The 20,434-nt window shown below is 66.1% G+C and carries 18 protein-coding genes; 8 read left to right on the forward strand and 10 right to left on the reverse strand.

Annotation, left to right across the window (positions count from 1 at the left end):
• Positions 1–79 precede the first annotated feature (79 nt).
• Positions 80–946, reverse strand: a complete 867-nt coding sequence (locus tag ACZ5TO_RS09010) for an IS110 family transposase (protein WP_464800264.1) — start codon at positions 944–946, stop codon at positions 80–82.
• 257 nt (positions 947–1,203) lie between these two features.
• Entirely contained in the window at positions 1,204–2,322 is a 1,119-nt protein-coding gene (ald, locus tag ACZ5TO_RS09015) for an alanine dehydrogenase (RefSeq protein WP_464800265.1), read from the reverse strand.
• Positions 2,323–2,485: 163 nt separating this feature from the next.
• On the opposite strand from ald, the gene ACZ5TO_RS09020 reads away from it, so the two are divergent.
• Positions 2,486–2,947 carry an Lrp/AsnC family transcriptional regulator gene (locus tag ACZ5TO_RS09020; protein ID WP_184142117.1) on the forward strand — a complete coding sequence of 154 codons (462 nt, stop codon included), beginning with the start codon at positions 2,486–2,488 and terminating at the stop codon, positions 2,945–2,947.
• Here ACZ5TO_RS09020 and ACZ5TO_RS09025 read toward each other — a convergent pair.
• Together ACZ5TO_RS09025 and ACZ5TO_RS09030 are read right to left on the reverse strand one after the other, a co-directional pair.
• Positions 2,944–4,191 carry a GGDEF domain-containing protein gene (locus tag ACZ5TO_RS09025; RefSeq protein WP_464800266.1) on the reverse strand — a complete coding sequence of 416 codons (1,248 nt, stop codon included), beginning with the start codon at positions 4,189–4,191 and terminating at the stop codon, positions 2,944–2,946. The two genes, ACZ5TO_RS09020 and ACZ5TO_RS09025, sit on opposite strands and share 4 nt — an antisense overlap.
• A gap of 157 nt (positions 4,192–4,348) precedes the next feature.
• Positions 4,349–4,663 carry an HlyU family transcriptional regulator gene (locus ACZ5TO_RS09030; protein WP_464800267.1) on the reverse strand — a complete coding sequence of 105 codons (315 nt, stop codon included), beginning with the start codon at positions 4,661–4,663 and terminating at the stop codon, positions 4,349–4,351.
• Between the two features lie 266 nt (positions 4,664–4,929).
• Here ACZ5TO_RS09030 and ACZ5TO_RS09035 point away from each other — a divergent pair, with 266 nt between their 5' ends.
• Complete coding sequence (locus tag ACZ5TO_RS09035; protein ID WP_464798050.1) at positions 4,930–5,859, forward strand: IS110 family RNA-guided transposase; 930 nt, start codon at positions 4,930–4,932, stop codon at positions 5,857–5,859.
• Positions 5,860–5,949: 90 nt separating this feature from the next.
• Here the strand turns inward: ACZ5TO_RS09035 and ACZ5TO_RS09040 are convergent, their stop codons facing one another.
• Together ACZ5TO_RS09040 and ACZ5TO_RS09045 are read right to left on the reverse strand one after the other, a co-directional pair.
• Positions 5,950–7,554: a peptidoglycan-binding domain-containing protein gene (locus tag ACZ5TO_RS09040; RefSeq protein ID WP_464800268.1), complete on the reverse strand. Its 1,605-nt coding sequence runs from the start codon at positions 7,552–7,554 to the stop codon at positions 5,950–5,952.
• 146 nt (positions 7,555–7,700) lie between these two features.
• A complete protein-coding gene (locus ACZ5TO_RS09045; RefSeq protein WP_464800269.1) occupies positions 7,701–9,164 on the reverse strand; it encodes a cobyric acid synthase in 1,464 nt (487 codons plus the stop codon).
• A 245-nt stretch (positions 9,165–9,409) separates the two neighbouring features.
• On the opposite strand from ACZ5TO_RS09045, the gene ACZ5TO_RS09050 reads away from it, so the two are divergent.
• The 5 genes from ACZ5TO_RS09050 to bmt all read left to right on the forward strand — a co-directional run bounded on the left by ACZ5TO_RS09050 (position 9,410) and on the right by bmt (position 14,690).
• Entirely contained in the window at positions 9,410–9,553 is a 144-nt protein-coding gene (locus ACZ5TO_RS09050; protein WP_184139829.1) for a hypothetical protein, read from the forward strand.
• Between the two features lie 758 nt (positions 9,554–10,311).
• Positions 10,312–11,310: an ABC transporter substrate-binding protein gene (locus ACZ5TO_RS09055; protein WP_464800270.1), complete on the forward strand. Its 999-nt coding sequence runs from the start codon at positions 10,312–10,314 to the stop codon at positions 11,308–11,310.
• A gap of 240 nt (positions 11,311–11,550) precedes the next feature.
• Positions 11,551–12,462 carry an ABC transporter permease gene (locus ACZ5TO_RS09060; RefSeq protein WP_184139833.1) on the forward strand — a complete coding sequence of 304 codons (912 nt, stop codon included), beginning with the start codon at positions 11,551–11,553 and terminating at the stop codon, positions 12,460–12,462.
• Positions 12,455–13,498: a quaternary amine ABC transporter ATP-binding protein gene (locus tag ACZ5TO_RS09065; protein WP_184139835.1), complete on the forward strand. Its 1,044-nt coding sequence runs from the start codon at positions 12,455–12,457 to the stop codon at positions 13,496–13,498. The genes ACZ5TO_RS09060 and ACZ5TO_RS09065 overlap by 8 nt, the downstream gene beginning before the upstream one ends.
• 178 nt (positions 13,499–13,676) lie before the next feature.
• Positions 13,677–14,690, forward strand: a complete 1,014-nt coding sequence (bmt, locus tag ACZ5TO_RS09070; protein WP_464800271.1) for a betaine--homocysteine S-methyltransferase — start codon at positions 13,677–13,679, stop codon at positions 14,688–14,690.
• 141 nt (positions 14,691–14,831) lie between these two features.
• Here bmt and ACZ5TO_RS09075 read toward each other — a convergent pair whose 3' ends face one another.
• Entirely contained in the window at positions 14,832–15,965 is a 1,134-nt protein-coding gene (locus ACZ5TO_RS09075) for an aminotransferase class I/II-fold pyridoxal phosphate-dependent enzyme (RefSeq protein ID WP_464800272.1), read from the reverse strand.
• Complete coding sequence (locus tag ACZ5TO_RS09080; protein WP_464800273.1) at positions 15,962–16,609, reverse strand: helix-turn-helix transcriptional regulator; 648 nt, start codon at positions 16,607–16,609, stop codon at positions 15,962–15,964. Before ACZ5TO_RS09080 ends, ACZ5TO_RS09075 begins: the two co-directional genes overlap by 4 nt.
• A 125-nt stretch (positions 16,610–16,734) precedes the next feature.
• Between ACZ5TO_RS09080 and ACZ5TO_RS09085 the strand changes: the two genes are divergently transcribed.
• A complete protein-coding gene (locus tag ACZ5TO_RS09085; protein WP_184139843.1) occupies positions 16,735–17,082 on the forward strand; it encodes a hypothetical protein in 348 nt (115 codons plus the stop codon).
• On the opposite strand, the gene ACZ5TO_RS09090 is transcribed toward ACZ5TO_RS09085, so the two are convergent.
• Entirely contained in the window at positions 17,067–17,948 is an 882-nt protein-coding gene (locus ACZ5TO_RS09090; RefSeq protein ID WP_464800274.1) for a LysR family transcriptional regulator, read from the reverse strand. The two genes, ACZ5TO_RS09085 and ACZ5TO_RS09090, sit on opposite strands and share 16 nt — an antisense overlap.
• Positions 17,949–18,462: 514 nt before the next feature.
• Positions 18,463–20,430, reverse strand: a complete 1,968-nt coding sequence (locus ACZ5TO_RS09095; RefSeq protein WP_464800275.1) for a vWA domain-containing protein — start codon at positions 20,428–20,430, stop codon at positions 18,463–18,465.
• Between the last annotated feature and the right edge of the window lie 4 nt (positions 20,431–20,434).

Consider the following 20,434-nt stretch of genomic DNA (forward strand, 5'->3'; position numbering starts at 1 on the left):
CAACTGTGTTTGTTGTGTCAAGTACGCACTGGTTTGTTGTCCCTGATAGCGGCATTGAGTGTGACGAGCAGGCGCCTTGCTATTGCGATGAGGACGAGTTTGGCGGGCTTTCCCTTTTCGCGCATGGCCTTGGCGATCGCCTGGAAGGGATCCGGCGGCAAGCAGCCAGGGCTGCCATGTAGAGAGCGTCGCGAACCCGCTTCCGCCCGCCCCAGATACAGCGCCTGCCCCGCAGGTTGCCTGAATCGCAGGCGATCGGCGCCAGCCCGGCAAGGGCGCTGATGGCCCGCCGGTTCCGCTTGCCCAGTTCCGGCATGTGGGCAAGCAGGACCCTTGCCGTGACAGGCCCGATGCCCGGTGCCGAGCGTAGGATGGCCTCCTCCTGCAAAAGGGTGTGCGCCGATGCCAGGAGCGCGTCCATGCGCGCCTGCAGGGCAGCGATCTGGCGGTCGAGCATGTCGATCACCTGCAGGAGGCTTGCCTTCATCCAATCGGCATGGGGCTCGGCCAGACGGATGCGCTCGCTCTTGCGCATCTCCACCAGCTGGTCACGCCGGTCCATGAGCACACGCAGTTCCTGCCGTTCCGGTTCGCACGGTTCCTCGTCCGGCAAGGGCATCGCCGCACCGTCGCGAGCCAGCATCATCGCATCGACCCGGTCCGTCTTGGCCAGGAAGCCGGCAGACCTTGCGAACTGGCGGGCCTTGCGCGGGTTGGCACGGTGGAACCGCTGGCCCGCACCATGCAGGTGAAGCCGCAGCGCCCGGTCATAAGGGCCCGTCGCCTCAAGCACGCACAAGCCGCCCTGTCGCTCCAGCAACTCGACAAGCGCCGCATGCCCCTTGGCGTCATTGGCAAGGCGGTACCGTCGTGCCTGCGGATGGATGTAGCAATCCAGCCAGCCCTTGGAAACGTCGATCCCGATGAAACAAGATGCTATCGTCATGATGCCCGGCCTTATCCTGCGGGATCGCCGCGTCTACGGCCTCCCGGTCAACTGTTCGGGTGAAGCATGCAAAACGGCAGCGTACCGTGCTCGGACACGGTCTCTGGCGACCTGGGATGACGAGGTACGCTGCCGCAACGCGAACATACAATATTCTCGCGCAATACACAGATAAGGATGACGACGGAGGAGTGGGCGATGGCCGGTATTCCAAAAAGGCCCGGATCGCTCCGGGCCCTTCTTTCATCCCGCCGCCATCAAGCGACGTTCAGCACAGCCTCGGGCGCGTAGGACTCGTAGCCGAGCGCTTCGGCGACCGCGTGGTTCGTCACGCGGCCCTTGTGCACGTTGAGGCCGGCGCGCAGGTGCCGGTCCTCGGCGCTGGCCTTGAGGCCCTTGTCGGCGAGCTGGAGGCCGTAGTGCAGCGTCGCGTTGTTGAGCGCGTGCGCGGAGGTCACCGGCACGGCGCCCGGCATGTTGGCGACGCAATAGTGCACCACGCCGTCGATCTCGAAGGTCGGGTCGGAATGGGTGGTCGCATGCGAGGTCTCGAAGCAGCCGCCCTGGTCGATGGCAACGTCGACGATGACCGCCCCCTTCTTCATGCCCGAGAGCATTTCGCGGGTGACGAGCTTCGGCGCGGCGGCACCGGGGATCAGCACGGCGCCGATGACGAGGTCGGCCGAGAACACTTCCTCCTCCAGCGCGTCGATCGTCGAATAGCGCGTGTGGACGCGGCCGCCGAAAAGATCGTCGAGCTGGCGCAGCCGCGGGATCGAGCGGTCGAGGATCGAAACGTCCGCGCCGAGGCCGGCGGCCATGCGCGCGGCGTGAAGGCCGACGACGCCGCCGCCGATGACGGCGACCTTGGCCGGCGGCACGCCCGGCACGCCGCCGAGCAGGATGCCGCGCCCGCCGTTCGCCTTCTGGAGCGCGGTGGCGCCCGCCTGGATGGAAAGCCGCCCGGCAACCTCGGACATGGGAGCGAGGAGCGGCAGGCCGCCGCGCTCGTCCGTCACCGTCTCGTAGGCGATGGCGGTGACGCCGGAGGCGAGCAGGCCCTTGGTCTGCTCCGGATCGGGCGCAAGATGCAGGTAAGTGTAGAGAATCTGTCCGTCGCGCAGTTGCGCCCATTCGGCGGGCTGCGGCTCCTTGACCTTCACCACCATGTCGGACCTGCCGAAGATATCGGCAGCGGTGGGAACGATCTTCGCGCCGGCGGCGCGGTAGGCGTCGTCGTCTGCGCCGATGCCGGCGCCGGCCTTGGTCTCGACGAGGACCTCGTGGCCGTGGGCGACATATTCCCGCACGGCTCCGGGCGTCAGACCGACCCGGTACTCGTGATTCTTGATTTCCTTCGGACAACCGACACGCATGCGCGTTCCTTCCCTGTCTTCAAGTTCCCGATTGATTGCCGCCGCATCGGCGGGTGATCATGGAAGCAGAGGAAACGCGCAATGTCCTTGCAAAGCCAGTTTGCGAAAGGGCGGCTTGTCGAATATTCTTCGAATATCAGCGGAAATTTCGTAGGAAATTCGAATGGCGCAAATGGATGCAATCGATGCTGCGATTCTGAGAACCGTTCAGCAGAACGGCCGCATTTCCAACGCGGAGCTTGCCGAGCGGGTCGGCCTGTCGCCCTCGGCCTGTTCGCGCCGCCTCGATATCCTGGAGAAATCCGGCGTCATCAACGGCTATTACGCCCGCGTCTCGCCGAAGGCGCTCGACTACAAGATGATCGCCATCGTGCACATCTCGCTGTCCGGCCAGTTCGCCAAGACGCTCGCCGAATTCGAGGCCGCGGTGAAGCTCTGCCCCAACGTTTTGGTCTGCTACCTCATGTCCGGCGAATACGACTATATCCTGCGGGTCGCCGCCAAGGACCTTGCCGACTACGAGCGCATCCACCGCGACTGGCTTTCGGCGCTTCCCCATGTGGTGAAGATCAATTCGAGCTTCGCGCTGCGCGAGATCATCGACCGGCCGAATGTCGGCGTCTAGCGGGAGACCACGCGGTTACGGCCGGCATTCTTGGCCGCGTAGAGCCGGGCATCGGCGGTGGAAAGCAGGGCATTCAGCGTCGTGCCGTCGTGATAGCTGTTGGCGACGCCGATGCTGACGGTCACCGGCGCGCCGTCCGGCCGGCGGATATCCGCCGCGACGGCCCGCCGCAGCATTTCGGCATGGTCGGCGCCGGCATCCGGCAGGATATCCTCGCTGATCACCACGAACTCCTCGCCGCCGAAGCGGAAGAGATGGTCGCCGCTGCGCAGCACCCGCTTGAGGCAGGCGGCCGTCTCCTTGAGCACGCCGTCGCCGGCAAGATGGCCGAAACGGTCGTTGACGTCTTTAAAATGGTCGGCGTCGATGATCATCAGCCCCAGCGGCTTGCCCTCGACCAGCATGGCCGACAGCAGGCGCGGCGCTTCGAATTCCAGCCGGCTGCGGTCGTAGACGCCGGTCAGCGCGTCGCGGCCGGAGCGGTCGAGCAGGTCCTCGTAGCGTTCGCGGAAGGTGAGGTCGGCGAAGATATCCGAGATCGGCCGCGGCGAGACGGGAATGGCGGAGAGGCGTGAATAGGAGAGGTAGACGGTGATCAGCACGGCATAGGCGCAGGCCGCCATCATCTTGGCGATCCAGCCGCCCCAGAAAACCTCGATCGGCGCGCCATTGAGGAAATGCAGCGCCGAGAAGAAGCCGATCTGGTCGAAGGTCAGGACGACGACGCCGACGACGAAGAAGCGCATCGCGGTTCGGTGCCTGAAGACGCGGCCCAGCCGCTCGTAGAGCAGGATGATGGCGAGCGAATCGACATAGAGCATCATCGTGCCCCAGAGCATCAGCCAGCCCATCTCGTCGATGAAGGCGAGATCGGCGATGCGGCCCGGCACCGCGCCCACCGTCTGGTGGTGGCGCAGGAAGAAGCTAAGGCCGACCGTCAGGAAGTTGCCGGCGAGCAGGCCGTAGATCGGCGCGCGCACGACCGCGGCGTCCTCCTTCACATAGAGCAGGAGGATCATCATCAGCTTGCCGGAGAAGAGCACGGACGAGCCGGGCGAAATGACGCCGAAGGGCAATTCGATATAGAAGACGGCGGCAAGATACGTCTCGAGGAAATGCATGACGCCGAGCGCGGCGACGAAGACGCCGATGCCAAGCTGGTGGCGCAGGTGCAGCAGACCCACCATGAAGACGAAATAGAACCCCGCCTCGATCAGGAGCAGGATCAGGTTTTCAGTGCCCATGCGCAGTCCGCAGATCTTGCGATGCCCGGCGGCCGCCGCCGGGAGAGTCGCATCCCATCTTCTTCTGCGGATACAGCCAATCGCGCCGGTTCTCCAGCGTCTTCATGGAAAAAGCACGACTTTTCGTTGCGGCGCGGCAGATTTGCCGCGTTCTGCGTCAGACCTGCCGGCTCTCCGTGCCGTCGCTGAAGAGCGAGGAACCGTGCTGGTCGGCGATCTGCCGCGCCTTGCGGAAGGTCGCGCCCACGGTGTCGTCGCGCGAGGAAAAGAGGTCCGCCCGGATGAAGCTGCGCACCAGCACGCGCTCGCCGTCCCGCTTCTCGATGCGGCCGGCCAGACGATACTGCCCGCCCTCCGGAATGGGCGCGGCGACGAGGAGAAGGTCGTTATAGGCCTCGGTTTCCTCGGCGATCTTCGCCGGAGAAGCCGGTTCGCCGCCGCGACCGAAAAGTTTTGAAAAGAACGATGCCATGGGCGATTGCTAGCACAGGCGGAAGCGGGCTCCAAGGGGTGAAGGACGGCGCAGCCCCTCATCCGGCCTGCCGGCACCTTTGTAACTTCCCTTTGCCCGGGATTGGCGCTGTATTGCCGATTGCGGTGGCGGATGAGAGACCGCAGCACCTTTGGGACACCAAGCCCGTGGGAGAGCCTGGGTCTTCATCCGCCGTTCCATCGAACCCGAACAGTCGCCAGGGCCGCTCGCGCATGCGAAGCCCGCTTAGGCAAGGATGGGACAGGATGGACGTGATCGTTGGCATTGATGTTTCGAAGGACCGGCTGGATGTGCATGTTCTTCCGGCCGGTGACAGTTTCCTTGTCGGCAACGACCATGCCGGCGTGGATGGACTGATCACCCGGCTGCGAGAGGCAAAGGCCGATGTCGTGGCGCTGGAAGCGACCGGCGGTTACGAGATGCTTGCGGCTGCGGGCCTGTCATCGGCCGGCCTTGCCGTTGTCGTGGTCAATCCGGCGCAGGTTCGTTCCTATGCCAATGCGCTGGGCAAACGTGCCAAGACCGACCCGATCGACGCGGCGGTGATCGCAGCCTTCGTGGCGGCGACGAAACCGGATATCCGGCCGTTGCGCGATGAGGAGAGTGAAGCCTTCTCGGCCATCGTGTCGCGCCGCCGCCAGATCGTGCAGATGATCACGGCGGAAGAGAACCGGGCGCGGATGGCGCAGACGAAGGAGACACAGAAGAGCATCAAGCGCCTGCTTGCCGCGCTCCGGCACGAACTTGCAAGCCTGGACGACGAGCTCGACGGCCGTATTCGCAAGTCGCCCTTGTGGCGGGTGCGCGAGGCGCTTCTGACGTCTGTGCCGGGTGTCGGGCCGACCACCGCCCGCACGCTGATTGCCGAGATGCCCGAGCTCGGCACGCTCGATCGGCGCCAGATCGCCTCACTGGCGGGGATCGCGCCGTTCACGCGGCAATCGGGCAAATGGCGAGGCAGGAGCTTCATCGGCGGCGGTCGCGGCAAGGTGCGCGCCGTGCTCTTCATGGCCGCCCTCGTGGCGTCCCGTCACAACCCGGTCCTCAAGGCTTTCCGCGACAGGCTCGTGGCTGCCGGCAAGCCGAAGATCGTCGCCATCGTCGCGACAATGCGAAAACTCCTCACCATCCTCAACGCAATCATCCGCGACGGTAAACCATGGAAAAACGCTTGACCACAAAGACAGTCGCTCTCCCCGCTTGCGGGGAGAAGGGGAAAGAGGCGACCGTCTGCCATCTGCGAGGCCTCCCTTACAGGGAGGCCTTTAGTAGCCGGGGATGATCACCATGCCGCCGCCGCCGCGGTAATAGCCGTCGTCGCGGTAGTAGGGGCCGTCGTAATAGCCGTCGACGGGGCCTTCCAGCACGTCGTAGTCGCGCTGGTAGCGGCGCTGGCGGTTCTGGCGGACTTCCGCGTAATCGGCGGCCCGCTGCAGCGCGCGGTATTGCTGGCGCGTGAGATAGCCGTCCGGGCGGTAGCCGGAGGCGCCCTGCCAGGCGGCGATCGCCGAGCGGGAGCGCGGGCCGAAGACGCCGTCGGCGCCGTGGGTGTTGAAGCCGAGCAGGCTCAGCCAGCGCTGCGCCTGCGCCCGCCCGCCGCGGCCGAGATAGGCTTCGCGCGGGTCGACCACGGGCTCGCGGCGCTCGCTGTCGAGCTTTGCCGTCGCGCTCTCGCGCTTCGGCTCGGCCTTCTGCTGCCCCGTATCGGCAAGGGCCGCAAGGCGCTCGCGCGCGTCAGCGGCGAAGCGGCCGTCGGGATAGGTGTCGAGATAGCTGCGGAAGGCCTGCTGCGTGCCGGCGACCACCGCCTTCTGGAAGGCCTCTTCCTCGCGCTTTGCCGTATCGGCCTTGCCGGCATCCTCGGTGGTGCGGGCCGCGGCGGCTTCCCCGGCGCGCTTTTCGGCTTCGCGGGTGAGGCGCGCGGCTTCCGCCGCCTTGGCCTCTGCTTCGGCGGCGGCCCTGGCGGCCTCGGCCTTCAGCCGTTCCACCTCGGCCTGCTTCTCCTCGGCGAGCTTGCGGGCGGCGGCTTCCTGCTCGATCCGCGCCTTCTCGGCCGCGGCGGCCTTTTCCGCCTCCACGCGCTTTGCCTCCGCCTCGCGGCGGGCCGTGGCCTCCTGCTCGGCGCGGGCCTTTTGCGCAGCGGCAGCCTCTTCCGCCTTCAGACGGGCAGCCTCCTCAGCCTTCGCCTTGTCGGCTTCCGCCTTCAGGCGGGCAGCTTCGTCGGCGCGGGCCTTTTCCGCCGCGGCGGCTTCGGCCTTGGCTTCCTCCTCCGCAGCGGTCTTTTCCGCGGCCAGCTTGCGCGCGGCGGCTTCGTCCTCGGCCTTCTTCGCCTCGGCTTCGGCCTTCGCCTTTGCTTCGGCAGCGGCCTTCTCGTCGGCCAGCTTGCGGGCCGCAGCTTCCTCTTGCGCCTTCTTCGCGTCGGCTTCGGCCTTCAGCCGCTCGGCCTCCGCCTTTTCCTTCTCGGCGGCAGCGGCCTTTTCCTCCGCAAGCTTGCGAGCGGCAGCAGCCTCTTCGGCCTTTGCCTTCTCGGCAGCGGCCGCCTCGTCCGCCTTGGCCTTTTCGGCGTCAGCGGTCGCCTTCGCATCGGCTTCCGCCGCCGGCCTGGCCTTGGCGGCGGCCTGGAGTTCGGCGATGCGCAGGCGCGCCATGGAGGCGAAGGTGCCGTTCGGATATTGCTTCAGGTAGCCTTCGTACTGCGCGATGTCGCTGCCGGATGAGACCTTCTGCCAGAGGGAGAATTCCTCCTCCCAGCGTTTTCCCGCGCTTGATGTTTCCTTGCCCGACTGGGCGAAGGCTGCGGCCGGAAGGCCAGCGAGCGACAGCCCGACGAGGCTGGCCAGAACGGATCGTGCGAGAGGTCCAGAACCCATGTATTTCACCCTTTCGGATCGCGCGCAGCGTCAACGCCCGGCGGCCCGGGCGGTTCCAGGCCACTCCTTACACCCAATTCTGGCGCAACTTTGGTGCGAGAACCGGGGCGAGGAAGCCCGATGGCTGTACGTTTCAGCAGCGCGATTTAATCAGCCGTGCCCAGAAGGCCGTCGAGCCAGCGCCGGTCGAGAACCGCTTCCAGCTCCGCCGCCACGCCGTCGAGCGCCGCATCGACGCTCGCGCGATAGTCGAAGCCGCCGCCCGCGATGCCGAAATCGGCAAGGAGCTTCGCCCGGTAGGCGTCGCTCGCAAGAAGCCCGTGGAGATAGGTGCCCATGACGCGCCCGTCCGGCGAGACCGCGCCGTCCGGCCGCCCATCTATGCTGACGGAGGGCCGCTGCGTATCCGGCCCCGTCGTGCGGCCGAGATGGATCTCGTAGCCTTCGAGCGGCACGTCGTATTGCAGGGACCGGGCGGTGCTGTTGCGCACGGTCTTTTCCGGCGCCATCTCCGTCTCGACGTCGAGAAGGCAAAGGCCCGCCACCTCGCGCTCGCCGCCCTCGATGCCGAGCGGATCGGTGACGCGGCGGCCGAGCATCTGGTAACCGCCGCAGATGCCGATGACGCGCCCGCCGCGGCGCATGTGCTGGGCGATATCCTTGTCCCAGCCGGCGGCGCGCAGGTCCTGGAGGTCCGAGATCGTCGATTTCGAACCCGGCAGGACGACGAGGCCGGCATCGGCCGGAATGGGTTCGCCCGGCCGCACGAAGACGAGGTCCACCTGCGGCTCGGCCTTCAGCGGATCGAGGTCGTCGAAATTGGCGATGCGCGACAGGACGGGCACGGCGACCTTCAAGGCCCCCTCGCCGCCCTTGGCGAGCCGCTCCAGCACGACGGAATCCTCCGCCGGCAGGCGCGCGGCCTCCTTCAGCCACGGCACGACGCCGAAGCAGGGCCAGCCGGTAAAGCCGCCGATCGCCGCAACGCCGCTGTCGAAGAGGCTCACGTCGCCGCGGAACTTGTTGATGAGGTAGCCCGTCACCATGCGCCGGTCCTCCTCCGGCAGGATGGCATGGGTGCCGACGAGCGAGGCGATGACGCCGCCGCGGTCGATGTCGCCGACGAGCACGACCGGCACGCCCGCGCGCGTCGCAAAGCCCATGTTCGCGATGTCGCCGGCCCGAAGGTTGATTTCCGCCGGCGAGCCCGCGCCCTCGACCACGACGAGGTCGGCGCCGGAGGAGACCGCCTCGAAGCTCTCCATCACCGCGCCCATCAGCTTCGGCTTCAGCGCCTGGTAGTCCCGCCCCTTCGCCTGCCCGAACACCCTGCCCTGCACGACGATCTGGCTGCCGACATCCGATTGCGGCTTCAGGAGCACGGGGTTCATGTGCACGGAGGACGGCACGCGGGCGGCGAGCGACTGCAGCCATTGCGCCCGGCCGATCTCGCCCCCGTCGGCGGAGACGGCGGCGTTGTTGGACATGTTCTGCGGCTTGAAGGGGCGCACCTTCAGCCCGCGATTGGCGGCGATGCGGCAGAGCCCGGCCACCAATACCGTTTTTCCGACATCCGAGCCGGTGCCCTGAAGCATGATCGTTCTGGTCATGGCGCCCTCCCTAGCACTCCCGCCTGCCGCCGAAAAGCCCTGATTCACCGCATTCCCGCCGCAATTTCGGGCACCGCGCAGAGGCTTTTCGGCAACACTGCGCCATACATCCGCAGCATGGCTGTCATGATATCCGATTTGCGACATGGAGCGCCGTGATCGACCATGATTTTTGCGGCCGGCAAGCCTATATCCATCTCATCACCAGCCGAGGCAAGTGGCTTCGGGTTTCAAGGACCAAGACCATGCTGTACATCTTCAGCAAGCCGAATTTCGTTCAGATCGCCTGGAACGGCGAAGCCCCCAAGAGCCAGTCCCGCGTGCGCAACCTCGTCATGGATACGCCGCTTGGCCCGCTCGGCTTCATCCGCACGCGCAACGTCGGCTGATCCTTCGGGCGCGACGTCAGGTCCGCTCGCATACGACGCCGTCTCTCTCCGGGAGGCGGCGTTTTTTCTTGCCCTCAGAACGGCGAAAGCCGTGCACGCCTTCCGGCGATGCACGGCTTGCCAAAATACGCATGGCGGCTTCCGACAGATACGCATCGGACGCTGAGGCACCCCGGAACGCAATACCTTATCCGGAGCGGGCGGCGGTGTCCCCCGCCGTGTCAAAACCAATAGCGGCACATCGTTACCGGACCGTTATCGGGACCTTAAGCAAAGATGAATCGCGATTTTTTTTGAAAGAATGCGAAAAAAGTTTCGCGCCCGCCCGGCGGCGCATACGGGACAGGATTTGTCCGCATCCGGCGACCATCTTTTCCATACCGGCGATCCGCCTTGCGGACATTTGCCCTCATGCGGGCAAAAGCCCAGAATTTCCGCCGAAAGGGCGCCGGTTTTCCGGCCTCGAAGCCTCCCGGAAGGCGCGCCCGCAAGGCGGCATTCCCGGCAGGAGGTTGATTTCTCAATGAGAACCCGTAGGCTGCCTGTCAGACGCACGAGGACACGTTGCCGGCGACAGGGTTCCGCCGGCAGACAACAATAAGGGGCTCGGCGTCACGATAGCAGGGGGATTGGCTCGCCTCGTCTGGCATCGATATCCCGTGGCTGTCGCAAAACGTTCGGGTAGTCGGGATAACGCAGTACCCTGCGCTGCCCTCCGGGTTGATCGCTGCATCTCAAAGACTGGGAGGTCTTAATTCATGAAGAAGCTCCTTGCTTCCACTCTCCTCGCCGCCGGCCTCTACGGCCTCGCCGGTTCTGCCCAGGCGGCGGAATGCGGCGAGGTCTCGATCGCCGAAATGAACTGGGCCTCGGCCGGCGTCGCCGCGCAGGTCGACAAGATCATCCTCGAAAGCGGCTACGGCTGCACGGTCACGCTGGTGACCGGCGACACCATGCCGACCTTCACCTCCATGAACGAGAAGGGCGAGCCGGACGTCGCGCCCGAAATGTGGGTGAACGCCGTGCGCACGCCGCTCGACGCGGCAATCGCCGAAGGCCGCCTCATCCAGCTCGCCCCGCTGCTTTCCGAAGGCGGCGTCGAAGGCTGGTGGATCCCGAAATTCCTCGCCGACGAGCATCCCGACATCAAGACGGTGCAGGACGCGCTGAAGTATCCCGAGCTCTTCCCCGCGCCGGAAGACCCGTCCAAGGGCGCCGTGCACAATTGCCCGTCGGGCTGGAACTGCCAGGTCTCGACCTCCAACCTCTACCGCGCGCTGAAGGCCGACGACGACGGCTTCGTGCTGGTCGACACGGGCTCGGCCGCCGGCCTCGACGGCTCGATCGCCAATGCCTTCGAGAAGAAGACGGGCTGGCTCGGCTACTACTGGGCGCCCACCGCCATCCTCGGCAAGTACGACATGACGCGCCTGTCCTTCGGCGTCGAGCACGACAAGGCCGACTGGGACGCCTGCACCGCCGTGCCGGACTGCCCCGAGCCGAAGGTCAACTCCTATCCGACGTCGGACGTCTTCACCATCGTGACCAAGGCCTTCGCGGAAAAGGCGGGCGTGGCCATGGACTACATGAAGACGCGCCAGTGGGACAACGGCACGGTCGGCAAGGTGCTTGCCTGGATGGGCGAGAACCAGGGCACCAACGAGGATGCGGCAAGGCACTTCCTCGAAAACTATCCGGACATGTGGACCAAATGGGTCTCGCCGCAGGTCGCGGAGAAGGTGAAAGCCGCTCTTTGACGCGCATCGGCCGGCAATCCGCGGGTTGCCGGCCCTCCTCGCGACGCACGACGGACGGGCAACGTCCGCGCACATCGGGAAAACCGGGGTCGCTAACAGCACAGTATCGAACGGCCGTTTCGTGCGATGACGGACGGCAAGCCGGGAACCAGAACAACAATATCCCTGTGCATCCGTTCGGCAGGCAACGATCCGTTGCCCGGCAGGACGGCAACTTCCGGAGACAAAGAGGGGAACAGGATGGCAGGCCTATGCGAATCAGTGCCAGGCTTTCTTTGCAAATTTCCAGCCTTCAGTGACGCCAGCGTCCGCGCGGCGAGAAAGGTCATCGACGACGGCTTCAAAAGCCTGGTCAGAAGCTACATCAACGCCATCGACGCGCTGGTCCAGCCGTTGCAATGGTTCCTGAACGATCTCGAACGGCTGTTCGTCAACTCGCCCTGGCCGTTCGTGCTGATCGTCATGCTGGGCGTCGTCTATTTCGGCAGCCGCAACATCAAGATCACCATCGGGACGGCCGTCTCCATGTTCGCCATCGGCCTCATGGGCCTTTGGAACGACACGATGGTGACGCTCGCCATGGTGACGGTCTGCACGCTGATCGCCGTGCTGATCGGCATTCCGATCGGCATCCTCATGGCGCGGTCGGACCGGGTGCAGGCCTTCGTCAACCCCATCCTCGACGTGATGCAGACGATGCCGAGCTTCGTCTACCTCATCCCCGTCGTCATGATCTTCGGCATCGGCAAGGTGCCGGGGCTGATCGCGGTCGTCATCTACGCCATTCCGCCGATGATCCGCCTCACCAACCTCGGCATCCGCCTCGTCGACAAGGAAGTGCTGGAGGCCGCCGACGCGTTCGGTTCCTCCGGCTGGCAGAAGCTCAGGAATGTGCAGATGCCGCTCGCCCTTCCCACCATCATGGCCGGCATCAACCAGACGATCATGATGTCGCTCGCCATGGTCGTCGTCGCCTCGATGGTCGGCGTCGGGGGGCTCGGCAAGAACGTGCTCCAGGCCATCAACAACCAGTTCTTCACGGTCGGGTTCCTCAACGGGTTCGCGCTCGTGGCCATCGCCATCATTTTCGACCGCACGAGCCAGGCCTATGGCCGGCGCCTGCAAAAGCACTCGGAGGTAATTCATGGTTAGTCATGCAATCGAGGTCCGCAACCTCTACAAGATTTTCGGGCCCCGGGGCGGGGACTATGTCGATGCCGTCAAGAACGGCCTGGGCAAGGCCGAGCTGAACCAGAAATACGGCCATGTGCTCGGGCTTCGCGACATCAACATCTCCATGCCGGCCGGCGGCATCATGGTGGTGATGGGCCTTTCGGGCTCGGGCAAGTCGACCCTCATCCGCCACATCAACCGGCTGATCGACCCGACCGCCGGCGAGGTGCTCTACGACGGCGTCGACGTGTGTCGGATGAACGAGAAGGACCTGCGCGAATTCCGCCGCCACAAGACGGCGATGGTCTTCCAGAAATTCGCGCTGCTGCCGCACCGCACGGTGCTGGAGAACACCGTCTACGGCCTCGAGATCCAGGGCGTGTCGTCCGGCGAGCGGGAAAAGCGCGCCAAGGAGTGGATCGCCCGCGTCGGCCTTGCCGGCTTCGAGAACCACTATCCGAACCAGCTTTCGGGCGGCATGCAGCAGCGCGTCGGCCTTGCCCGCGCGCTGACCAACGACGCCGACATCCTGCTCATGGACGAAGCCTATTCGGCGCTCGACCCCCTGATCCGCGTCGACATGCAGACCGTTCTCCTCGAACTGCAGAAGGAACTGAAGAAGACGGTCGTCTTCATCACCCACGACCTCGACGAGGCGCTTCGCCTCGGCGACAAGATCGCGATCCTGCGCGACGGCATGGTCGTCCAGCAGGGCACCGGCCAGGAGATCGTGCTGAACCCGGCCGACGACTACATCACCGCCTTCGTCAAGGAAGTGAACCGCGGCCGCGTCGTCAATGTCGAGACGATCATGGCCCCGCTCTCCGGCAATCCGGAAGGCATGCCGATCGCCAAGGGCACGGTGCTGGAAAGCGCCGCCCGCGCCATGACTTCCGCCAACCAGACCCTGGCCCATGTCGTCGACGAGGCCGGCAAGCCCCTCGGCGCCCTCACCCTCAGCGCCGTCATCGCCGCCATGGTGACCCAGGCGACCGACGAGGCGCAGGCCGCCTGACCGCACGCGAGAGGGCGCCGTGACGGCGCCCTCATCGTTTTGGGGTGCCGGCGCTTGCTGTCTCTCGTGCACTATCGTCTCCTGCAAACAAGCCCGAGCATGACGACGGAACGGGAAACGGCCGTTGCAATCACATAAAGAAATCTTTATATGATGCGACAAACAGAAGGATACGCCGATGACCGCCACGAACCCGCTTGCCGCGCTTCTTGCCGAAAAGCCCTTCCTGCTTGCCGACGGGGCGACCGGGACCTCGCTCTTCGCGATGGGCCTGGAGGCCGGCGAGGCGCCGGAACTGTGGAACGAGGCGAAGCCCGAGAACATCACGAAGCTGCACCAGGACTTCGTCGATGCGGGCGCGGACATCATCCTCACCAACACCTTCGGCGGCACGCGCCACCGCCTGAAGCTGCACCACGCGGACGACCGCGTCTTCGAACTCAACAGGAAGGCCGCCGGGATCGCCCGCGCCGTCGCCGACAAGGCGCCGCGCAAGGTCATCGTCGCCGGCTCCGTCGGCCCCACAGGCGAGCTGTTCGAGCCGCTCGGCGCCCTTACCCATGACGATGCCGTCGCCGCCTTCGCCGAGCAGATCGAGGGCCTCAAGGCCGGCGGCGCGGACGTCGCCTGGATCGAGACCATGTCTTCGCCGGAGGAAATCCGCGCGGCGGCGGAAGCGGCCACCAAGGTCGGCCTGCCCTTCGTCTATACCGGCTCGTTCGACACGGCCGGCAAGACCATGATGGGCCTGCATCCCAAGGATATCCACGGCGTTGCCGGCGATATCGGCACGGGGCCGCTCGCCGTCGGCGCCAATTGCGGCGTCGGCGCTTCCGACATCCTCTCCTCGCTCCTCGACATGACGGGCGCAGACCCCTCCGCCACGGTGGTGGTGAAGGGCAATTGCGGCATCCCGGAATATCGCGGCGCCGAGATCTACTATTCCGGCACCCCGCCGCTGATGGCCGAATATGCGCGCCTTGCCCGCGATGCCGGCGCGCGCATCATCGGCGGCTGCTGCGGCACCTCCTGCGAGCATCTCGCCGCCATGCGCGTCGCGCTCGACGCCCACGAGGTACGCGAGCGCCCGACGCTGGAAACCATCATCGAGACGATCGGCCCGCTGCGCAACAAGACCGCCAACCAGGGCGGCACCGCCCCCGCCCGCGAACGCGGCCGGCGCCGGAGCTGACCGAAGGCCCCTCCCTAAATCCCTCCCCACAAGGGAGAGGGACGTACCTTGCGGCAATCGCAGCGGAAAATTTTTAGGGAGAAGCCGGCTGTTAGCCGTTCTCCCCTTGTGGGGGAGATGCCGGCAGGCAGAGAGGGTCTTTTACGCCTCCTCCAGAAATTCCCGCCAGGCCGCAAGCCCCGCGTCGATGTTCTTCCGGCCGATGCCCACGCGAAAGCGGTCCGCCGGCACCGGCAAGAGGTCCGAGGCGTAGAGGCTGGAGGGTAGCAGCAGCACGCCCTTTTCTTCCACCAGCCGCCGGCAATGCTCCTCCACGCCATCCGACCCGCGATAGCGCGCGAAGGCCACGCAGCCGCCGTCCGGGGCGGTCCATTCGTAGAGATGCGGGTATTCGGCGAAGAAGCTGTCCAGCTTGCCGATGTTTTCCGCGCAGAGCGCGCGGTTGCGGGCGAAGATCGCCTCGCGCGCCTTGAGCGCGATGCCGGCCAGCACCTCCGAGGGGCGCGCGTTGCAGATGGAGAGGTAGTGCTTCATCTTCTCCATGCGTTGGAGCAGCGCGTGGTCGCGGCTGGCGATCCAGCCGATGCGCAGGCCCGGCAGGCCGTAGGCCTTGGACATGACGTTGAGCGAGATGCCCCTGTCGAAGAGGTCCGCCGCCTGCGGCAGGCGCTTTTCCGCGTCGACCTCCAGCCCGCGATAGACCTCGTCGGAAAAGAGATGGATGCCGCGCTCGGCGCAAAGCGCGCCGAGGTCGCGGAAAATCTCCCGATCGGCGATGGCGCCGGTCGGGTTGTTCGGGAAGTTGACGGCAATGAGCTTGGTTTCCGGACGGAGCGCGGCGCGTACATCATCGAGATCAAGCTGCCAGCGGTTTTCCGGCCGCAGCGCCACGCCCGTCACATTGCCGGCGATGGTGACCGGCATCGTCTCCATCGACTGGTAGTTCGGCACGGTGACGATGGCATGGTCGCCCGGCGCAAGCAGCGCCAGCATGGCGCAGTAAAGCCCCTCTTCCGCCCCGGCGAAGGTGAGGATATCGGCGCCGGACAGCGTGTCGTAGGTCGAGGCGATGGTCTCGCGCAACGCCGGCGCGCCCCAGGTCTCGGTATAGCCGAGCGAGACACGCTCCCACGCCTCCAGGTCCTCAGGGCCGGCGAGTGCCAGAAGCGCCGCCATGGTCATCGTCTCGGCGTCGCTCGCGGTCATGTGGTGGCGCGCGGAAAACTCCCAGCGCGAGAAATGGGTTTCGAGGCGGAAATCCGGCAGCGTGGTCACGGGGTCTCGTCCTTGTCGTTCGGCCGCCGGGCTTCGGCGAGGTAATTGTAGATGGAGGCGCGCGAGGCGCCGATGAGGCCGGCGAGATGATCGACGGCATTGCGGGTGGCAAAGAGGCCCCGCGCATCGAGCACGGCTACCAGCGCCACGCGCTCGGCCTTGCGTAGCGCCGAAAGGGAAAGCCCCTGCCCGCGCAGCCACTCGTGCAGCGCCGTATTGATCTCCTCCCGCCAGTCGCCGGCAAAGAGCGAGGGCGGCCGCGGCGCCGGGGTGCCGGCAAAGGCGGAAAGCATCTTCGCCGCCGCATCGAAATGCGAGACATCCATGTTGATGCATAGGAGGCCGGTGGCGCGCCCCTCCCCGTCCCGCAGCACGGCCGTCACCGATTTCAGGCGGCGGCCGTCCGCGCCGGTCTTCTCGTAGGGGCCGTAGACGCCGTCGTCCCCGGCTGCCTCCGGCTCGTCCTCCACGAGCGATTCCATGCCGGGCCTGCGCCCGGAAAAGGCGTTCCAGATGCCGGCGATCCGCCCCGTTTCGAGATCGTGCAGCACGACCTCGGCATGAGGGTGAAGGAGGGTCGAGATGGCCGCGGCCGTGGCAGTGTGCTGGCGGAGCAGCGTTTCGGCATTCGTTCGGGTTTGCATGGCGGCAAACAAACCTATCGTAGATATTTTGTCAATATTGGATTTTAAATCCAAAATGCCAAGCCACGCTTGCGGCGCTTTCCGCCGCGTCCTATCCAGAACGGAGACGATTCTGGGGGAATGCCATGAGTGCCGATCTTGCAGCCTTTCCGGACCGGGCGACCGTCGCCGACAAGCTCGGCGCGCTCGGCGAAGGCGACGAGGCCTATCTGCGCCTTCTGATGGAAAATCCGCAGCAGGACGAGAACCTGCTGGAAGGCCTTGCCCTCCATCTCGACAGGGCCGCCACGGCCCGCTTCCTCAATTCGCTGAAGCTGGAAAGGCTCGGCGAATGGCTGGGCGATGCCGCGCCCGCCCGCCTGCAGATCCGCCTCATGGAAATCGCCCGCTCCAGCCAGCATGCCGCCTTCGCCGCCTTCCGCGCCGGCCTCGCCCGTTCCGGCGGTCTCGAACGCGCCTATCCGAAGGCCTGACCGGCGGCGGCCAGCGGCCCGAAGGACGTGCGGATCATGTCGGCCATGCCGTCGATCGCCGCCCCGCTGCGGCGCGGATTGCGCTTGAGCACGACGCGCGAGGAATCGATCGGCGGAAAGCCGTCCCCCGCCGTCAGCTCCCGTGTGCCCGGCGGCAGGGTGCTACGCGAGAGCGGCGCGACGGCAAGCCCGCTCGTCACCGCCGAGCGCAGCCCGCCGCTCGTATCGCAGGTATAGGCGATGCGGTAGGGGATCGCGTGCCGCTCCAGCGAGCGCAGCGCAAACTCCCGGCACCAGTTCGACCGCCAGTAGACCGCGACCGGCATCGGCCGCTCCAGATGCCGGCTATGGGCAACGGATGTGACCCAGACGGTCGGATCGACCGCCAGCACCTCGCCCGAAATGCCGTCGCACCAGTCGAAGATCACGGCAAGGTCGAGCTTGTCCCCCTCGAGCGCGGCAAGCTGCTGGGCGGTATAGCCGCACAGCACCGTCACCTCCGTTCCCGGATGGCTGCCGGCGAAGGCCGCGAGCGCGGCCGGCAGGACAGTCTGGTTGTATTCCTCGGGAATGCCGACACGTACCGGCCCGTCGAGCGGGGCCGTGCGCATGGCCGCCGTCGTCTCGTCGACGAGGCCGACGATGCGCCGCGCATAGGGCAGGAGCCGCTCGCCGTCAGCCGTCAGCCCCACGCCGCGCGGGCCGCGCTCGAAGAGCACGGAGCCCACGAAATCCTCCAGCTTGCGCACCTGCATGCTGACGGCCGATTGCGTCCGCCCGAGCCTTTCGGCCGCATGCGTGACGTTTCCCGCCTGCGCGACGGCAACGAAGATGCGCAGGAGATCGCTTTCGAGAGGAGGATACATGGCGCCATCGCTTTTCCTGATACCTGCCATCATCGCTATTCGTTTGTGAAATGTCTATGGCTTTGCTTGGCTCTGCGCAGAAGGAAAGGCGCATGGCATGACGATTCTGAGGATGTTGCGGGAAATATGGGAGCGCTATCGCCGGGAAGGGGCGGAACGGGCGGCGCTGCGGCTGCTCGTCGTGCGCGGGGACAGGCGCCTGCTGCGCGATGCCGGGCTGATGCTGACAGATGGAGACCGCTGCGAGCCCCTGCCGCGAGCGAAAGAGAGGCGCTGGACCGCGCCCCTCATCCGGCTGCCGCCACCTTCTCCCCGCAAGCGGGGCGAAGGGGATAGGGTCACGACGCCCTCAAGTGACAGGCCTGCCGCGTAAAGACCCTCTCTGCCTGCCGGCATCTCCCCCACAAGGGGGGAGAACGCCAGAGGCTTGCTCCTCCCTCCCTTTTTCATACCGAGGGTGCCGCCCATTAAATCCCTCCCCCTTGTGGGGAGGGATTTAGGGAGGGGTCTTTCTCTACTTCTCCCCCGCAAGCCCGCCGGCCAGCCGCACGAGCTTCAGGAACTCCGCCCGGTAGCCGAACGGATCGCTTCCCCGCGCCGCTTCCGCCAGCCCGAGGATCGAGCCGTAGGCATAATCCCGCAAGGCCGGCACGCCCTTGAGCTTCTGCCCGAAGGCGGCGACGGCAACGGAGAAGCGGACGTCGGCGGAGGCGGCATCCACACCGGCGACCGCATCGGCATCCGTCACCGGCATGGTGACCAGCTCGCTCGTATCGCCGTCCGGCTTCTTCCAGCGCATCTTGAGGAACGCGAGCTCGCCGCCGTCCTCAGCCGGCGCAGCAACCTCTTTTCCATAGCGCAGCGGATCGTTCAGCACGGCGGGGCTGCCCTTCGGCGTCACCTCGTAGATCGCCGTCACCCGATGGCCGGAGCCGATGTCGCCGGCGTCCACCTTGTCGTCGTTGAAGTCCTCGCGGTTCAGCGCCCGCGTCTCGTAGCCGATCAGGCGATATTCGGATATCCGCGCCGGATTGAACTCGACCTGGAACTTCACGTCCCTGGCGATGGGGAAGAGCGATGCGCCCGCCTCCTCCACCAGCGTCTTCTGCGCCTCGGCGAGCGTGTCGATATAGGCGGCCGTGCCGTTGCCGTTCTGCGCCAGCGCCTGCATCAGGCCGTCATTGTAGTTGCCGCGGCCGAAGCCGAGCACGGAGAGGAAGATGCCGCTCTTGCGGCGCGCCTCGATGAAGCGCTTCAGGTCCTCGTCGCTCGAAGGGCCGACATTGAAATCGCCGTCCGTCGCCAGCATGACGCGGTTGACGCCGTCCTTCCGGAACGCCTTCTCCGCCAGCCTGTAGGCCGTCTCGATGCCCTCCGCGCCGGCCGTCGAGCCGCCCGGCTGGAGATTGTCGATGGCATCGAGGATCTTTTCCCGCTCCTTCGCCTTGGTCGGCTCCAGCACCACGCCGGCATTGCCGGCATAGGTGACGATCGACACCGTGTCCGTATCCTTCAGCTTGCCGACGAGCAGGCGGAAGGCGCTCTTCAGGAGCGGCAGCTTGTCCGGCGCGTCCATGGAGCCCGAGACGTCGATGAGGAAGACGAGATTGGCGGCCGGCTCATCCGCCGGCACCATGTCGAAGCCCTTGATGCCGATATGCAAAAGCTCCGTGTTCCTGTTCCACGGCGTCGGCAGGACGGTAACGGTCGCCTTGAACGGCTTTTCCGCCGTCTCGGGTCCTTTCCAGTCGTAGGGGAAATAATTGACCAGCTCCTCGACGCGCACGGAATCGGGGTCCGGCAGGCTGCCGGAAAGCAGCGAACGGCGGACATAGGAATAGGAGGCCGTATCGACATCCGCCGAGAAGGTGGAGACCGGATCGGTCGCGACGCTCTTCACCGGGTTCGGATCGGCCGAGGCGAAGCGCTCGCGGTTTTCCGCCGGCAGCGGCATGGCATCGGAAGGCTGCATCGCCATCCGGCTCAGGCTCTGCACGGTGGCGGCCCCGCCGACCGCCAGCGGTTCCGGCATGGCCGCAACGGCCTCCTCCTCGCGGCTTTCGGCAAGCGGCGCGGGCTCGGCGCTATCGGCCGCGACCTTCATCTCCGCCTTCGCCTTTTCCGCGACCTGCCTGCGGGCGCGCTGGTCCTCGTCCGTCGGCTTTGCCGCAATCGTCGTCTGCGCGTCGAGCGTGACCGTGCCGCTCTTCACCAGCTCGTAGGTGACAAGGCCCGCGGCGGGCACGACAAGGAGAGTGGCAAGGGCCGAGCCGGCCAGAAATCTGCGGTTCATGATGGGGCTCCATATCCGGTTGAAGATGGAGCTTCGACGCCCGCCGGCAGCCGAACCTTGGGGGGCATCCGATGTTTTTTCCGCCCCGTCGAAAGCCTGCATGGCGGCGGCGAGCGCCGCGGCCCGGGCCGAGGGGTCGGCGGCCGGCGGGGTGCGGCGGGAAAGTCTGTTAAGGTCGAATTCGGTCATCGTC

The organism is Shinella sp. Sh6 (assembly GCF_055392685.1).

Bases quoted from the DNA above. Each gene is read 5' to 3' on its own strand.
- ACZ5TO_RS09010 (WP_464800264.1), bottom strand. From the start codon at position 946: ATGACGATAGCATCTTGTTTCATCGGGATCGACGTTTCCAAGGGCTGG.
- ald (WP_464800265.1), bottom strand. From the start codon at position 2,322: ATGCGTGTCGGTTGTCCGAAGGAAATCAAGAATCACGAGTACCGGGTC.
- ACZ5TO_RS09020 (WP_184142117.1), top strand. From the start codon at position 2,486: ATGGCGCAAATGGATGCAATCGATGCTGCGATTCTGAGAACCGTTCAG.
- ACZ5TO_RS09025 (WP_464800266.1), bottom strand. From the start codon at position 4,191: ATGGGCACTGAAAACCTGATCCTGCTCCTGATCGAGGCGGGGTTCTAT.
- ACZ5TO_RS09030 (WP_464800267.1), bottom strand. From the start codon at position 4,663: ATGGCATCGTTCTTTTCAAAACTTTTCGGTCGCGGCGGCGAACCGGCT.
- ACZ5TO_RS09035 (WP_464798050.1), top strand. From the start codon at position 4,930: ATGGACGTGATCGTTGGCATTGATGTTTCGAAGGACCGGCTGGATGTG.
- ACZ5TO_RS09040 (WP_464800268.1), bottom strand. From the start codon at position 7,554: ATGGGTTCTGGACCTCTCGCACGATCCGTTCTGGCCAGCCTCGTCGGG.
- ACZ5TO_RS09045 (WP_464800269.1), bottom strand. From the start codon at position 9,164: ATGACCAGAACGATCATGCTTCAGGGCACCGGCTCGGATGTCGGAAAA.
- ACZ5TO_RS09050 (WP_184139829.1), top strand. From the start codon at position 9,410: ATGCTGTACATCTTCAGCAAGCCGAATTTCGTTCAGATCGCCTGGAAC.
- ACZ5TO_RS09055 (WP_464800270.1), top strand. From the start codon at position 10,312: ATGAAGAAGCTCCTTGCTTCCACTCTCCTCGCCGCCGGCCTCTACGGC.
- ACZ5TO_RS09060 (WP_184139833.1), top strand. From the start codon at position 11,551: ATGGCAGGCCTATGCGAATCAGTGCCAGGCTTTCTTTGCAAATTTCCA.
- ACZ5TO_RS09065 (WP_184139835.1), top strand. From the start codon at position 12,455: ATGGTTAGTCATGCAATCGAGGTCCGCAACCTCTACAAGATTTTCGGG.
- bmt (WP_464800271.1), top strand. From the start codon at position 13,677: ATGACCGCCACGAACCCGCTTGCCGCGCTTCTTGCCGAAAAGCCCTTC.
- ACZ5TO_RS09080 (WP_464800273.1), bottom strand. From the start codon at position 16,609: ATGCAAACCCGAACGAATGCCGAAACGCTGCTCCGCCAGCACACTGCC.
- ACZ5TO_RS09085 (WP_184139843.1), top strand. From the start codon at position 16,735: ATGAGTGCCGATCTTGCAGCCTTTCCGGACCGGGCGACCGTCGCCGAC.
- ACZ5TO_RS09090 (WP_464800274.1), bottom strand. From the start codon at position 17,948: ATGTATCCTCCTCTCGAAAGCGATCTCCTGCGCATCTTCGTTGCCGTC.
- ACZ5TO_RS09095 (WP_464800275.1), bottom strand. From the start codon at position 20,430: ATGACCGAATTCGACCTTAACAGACTTTCCCGCCGCACCCCGCCGGCC.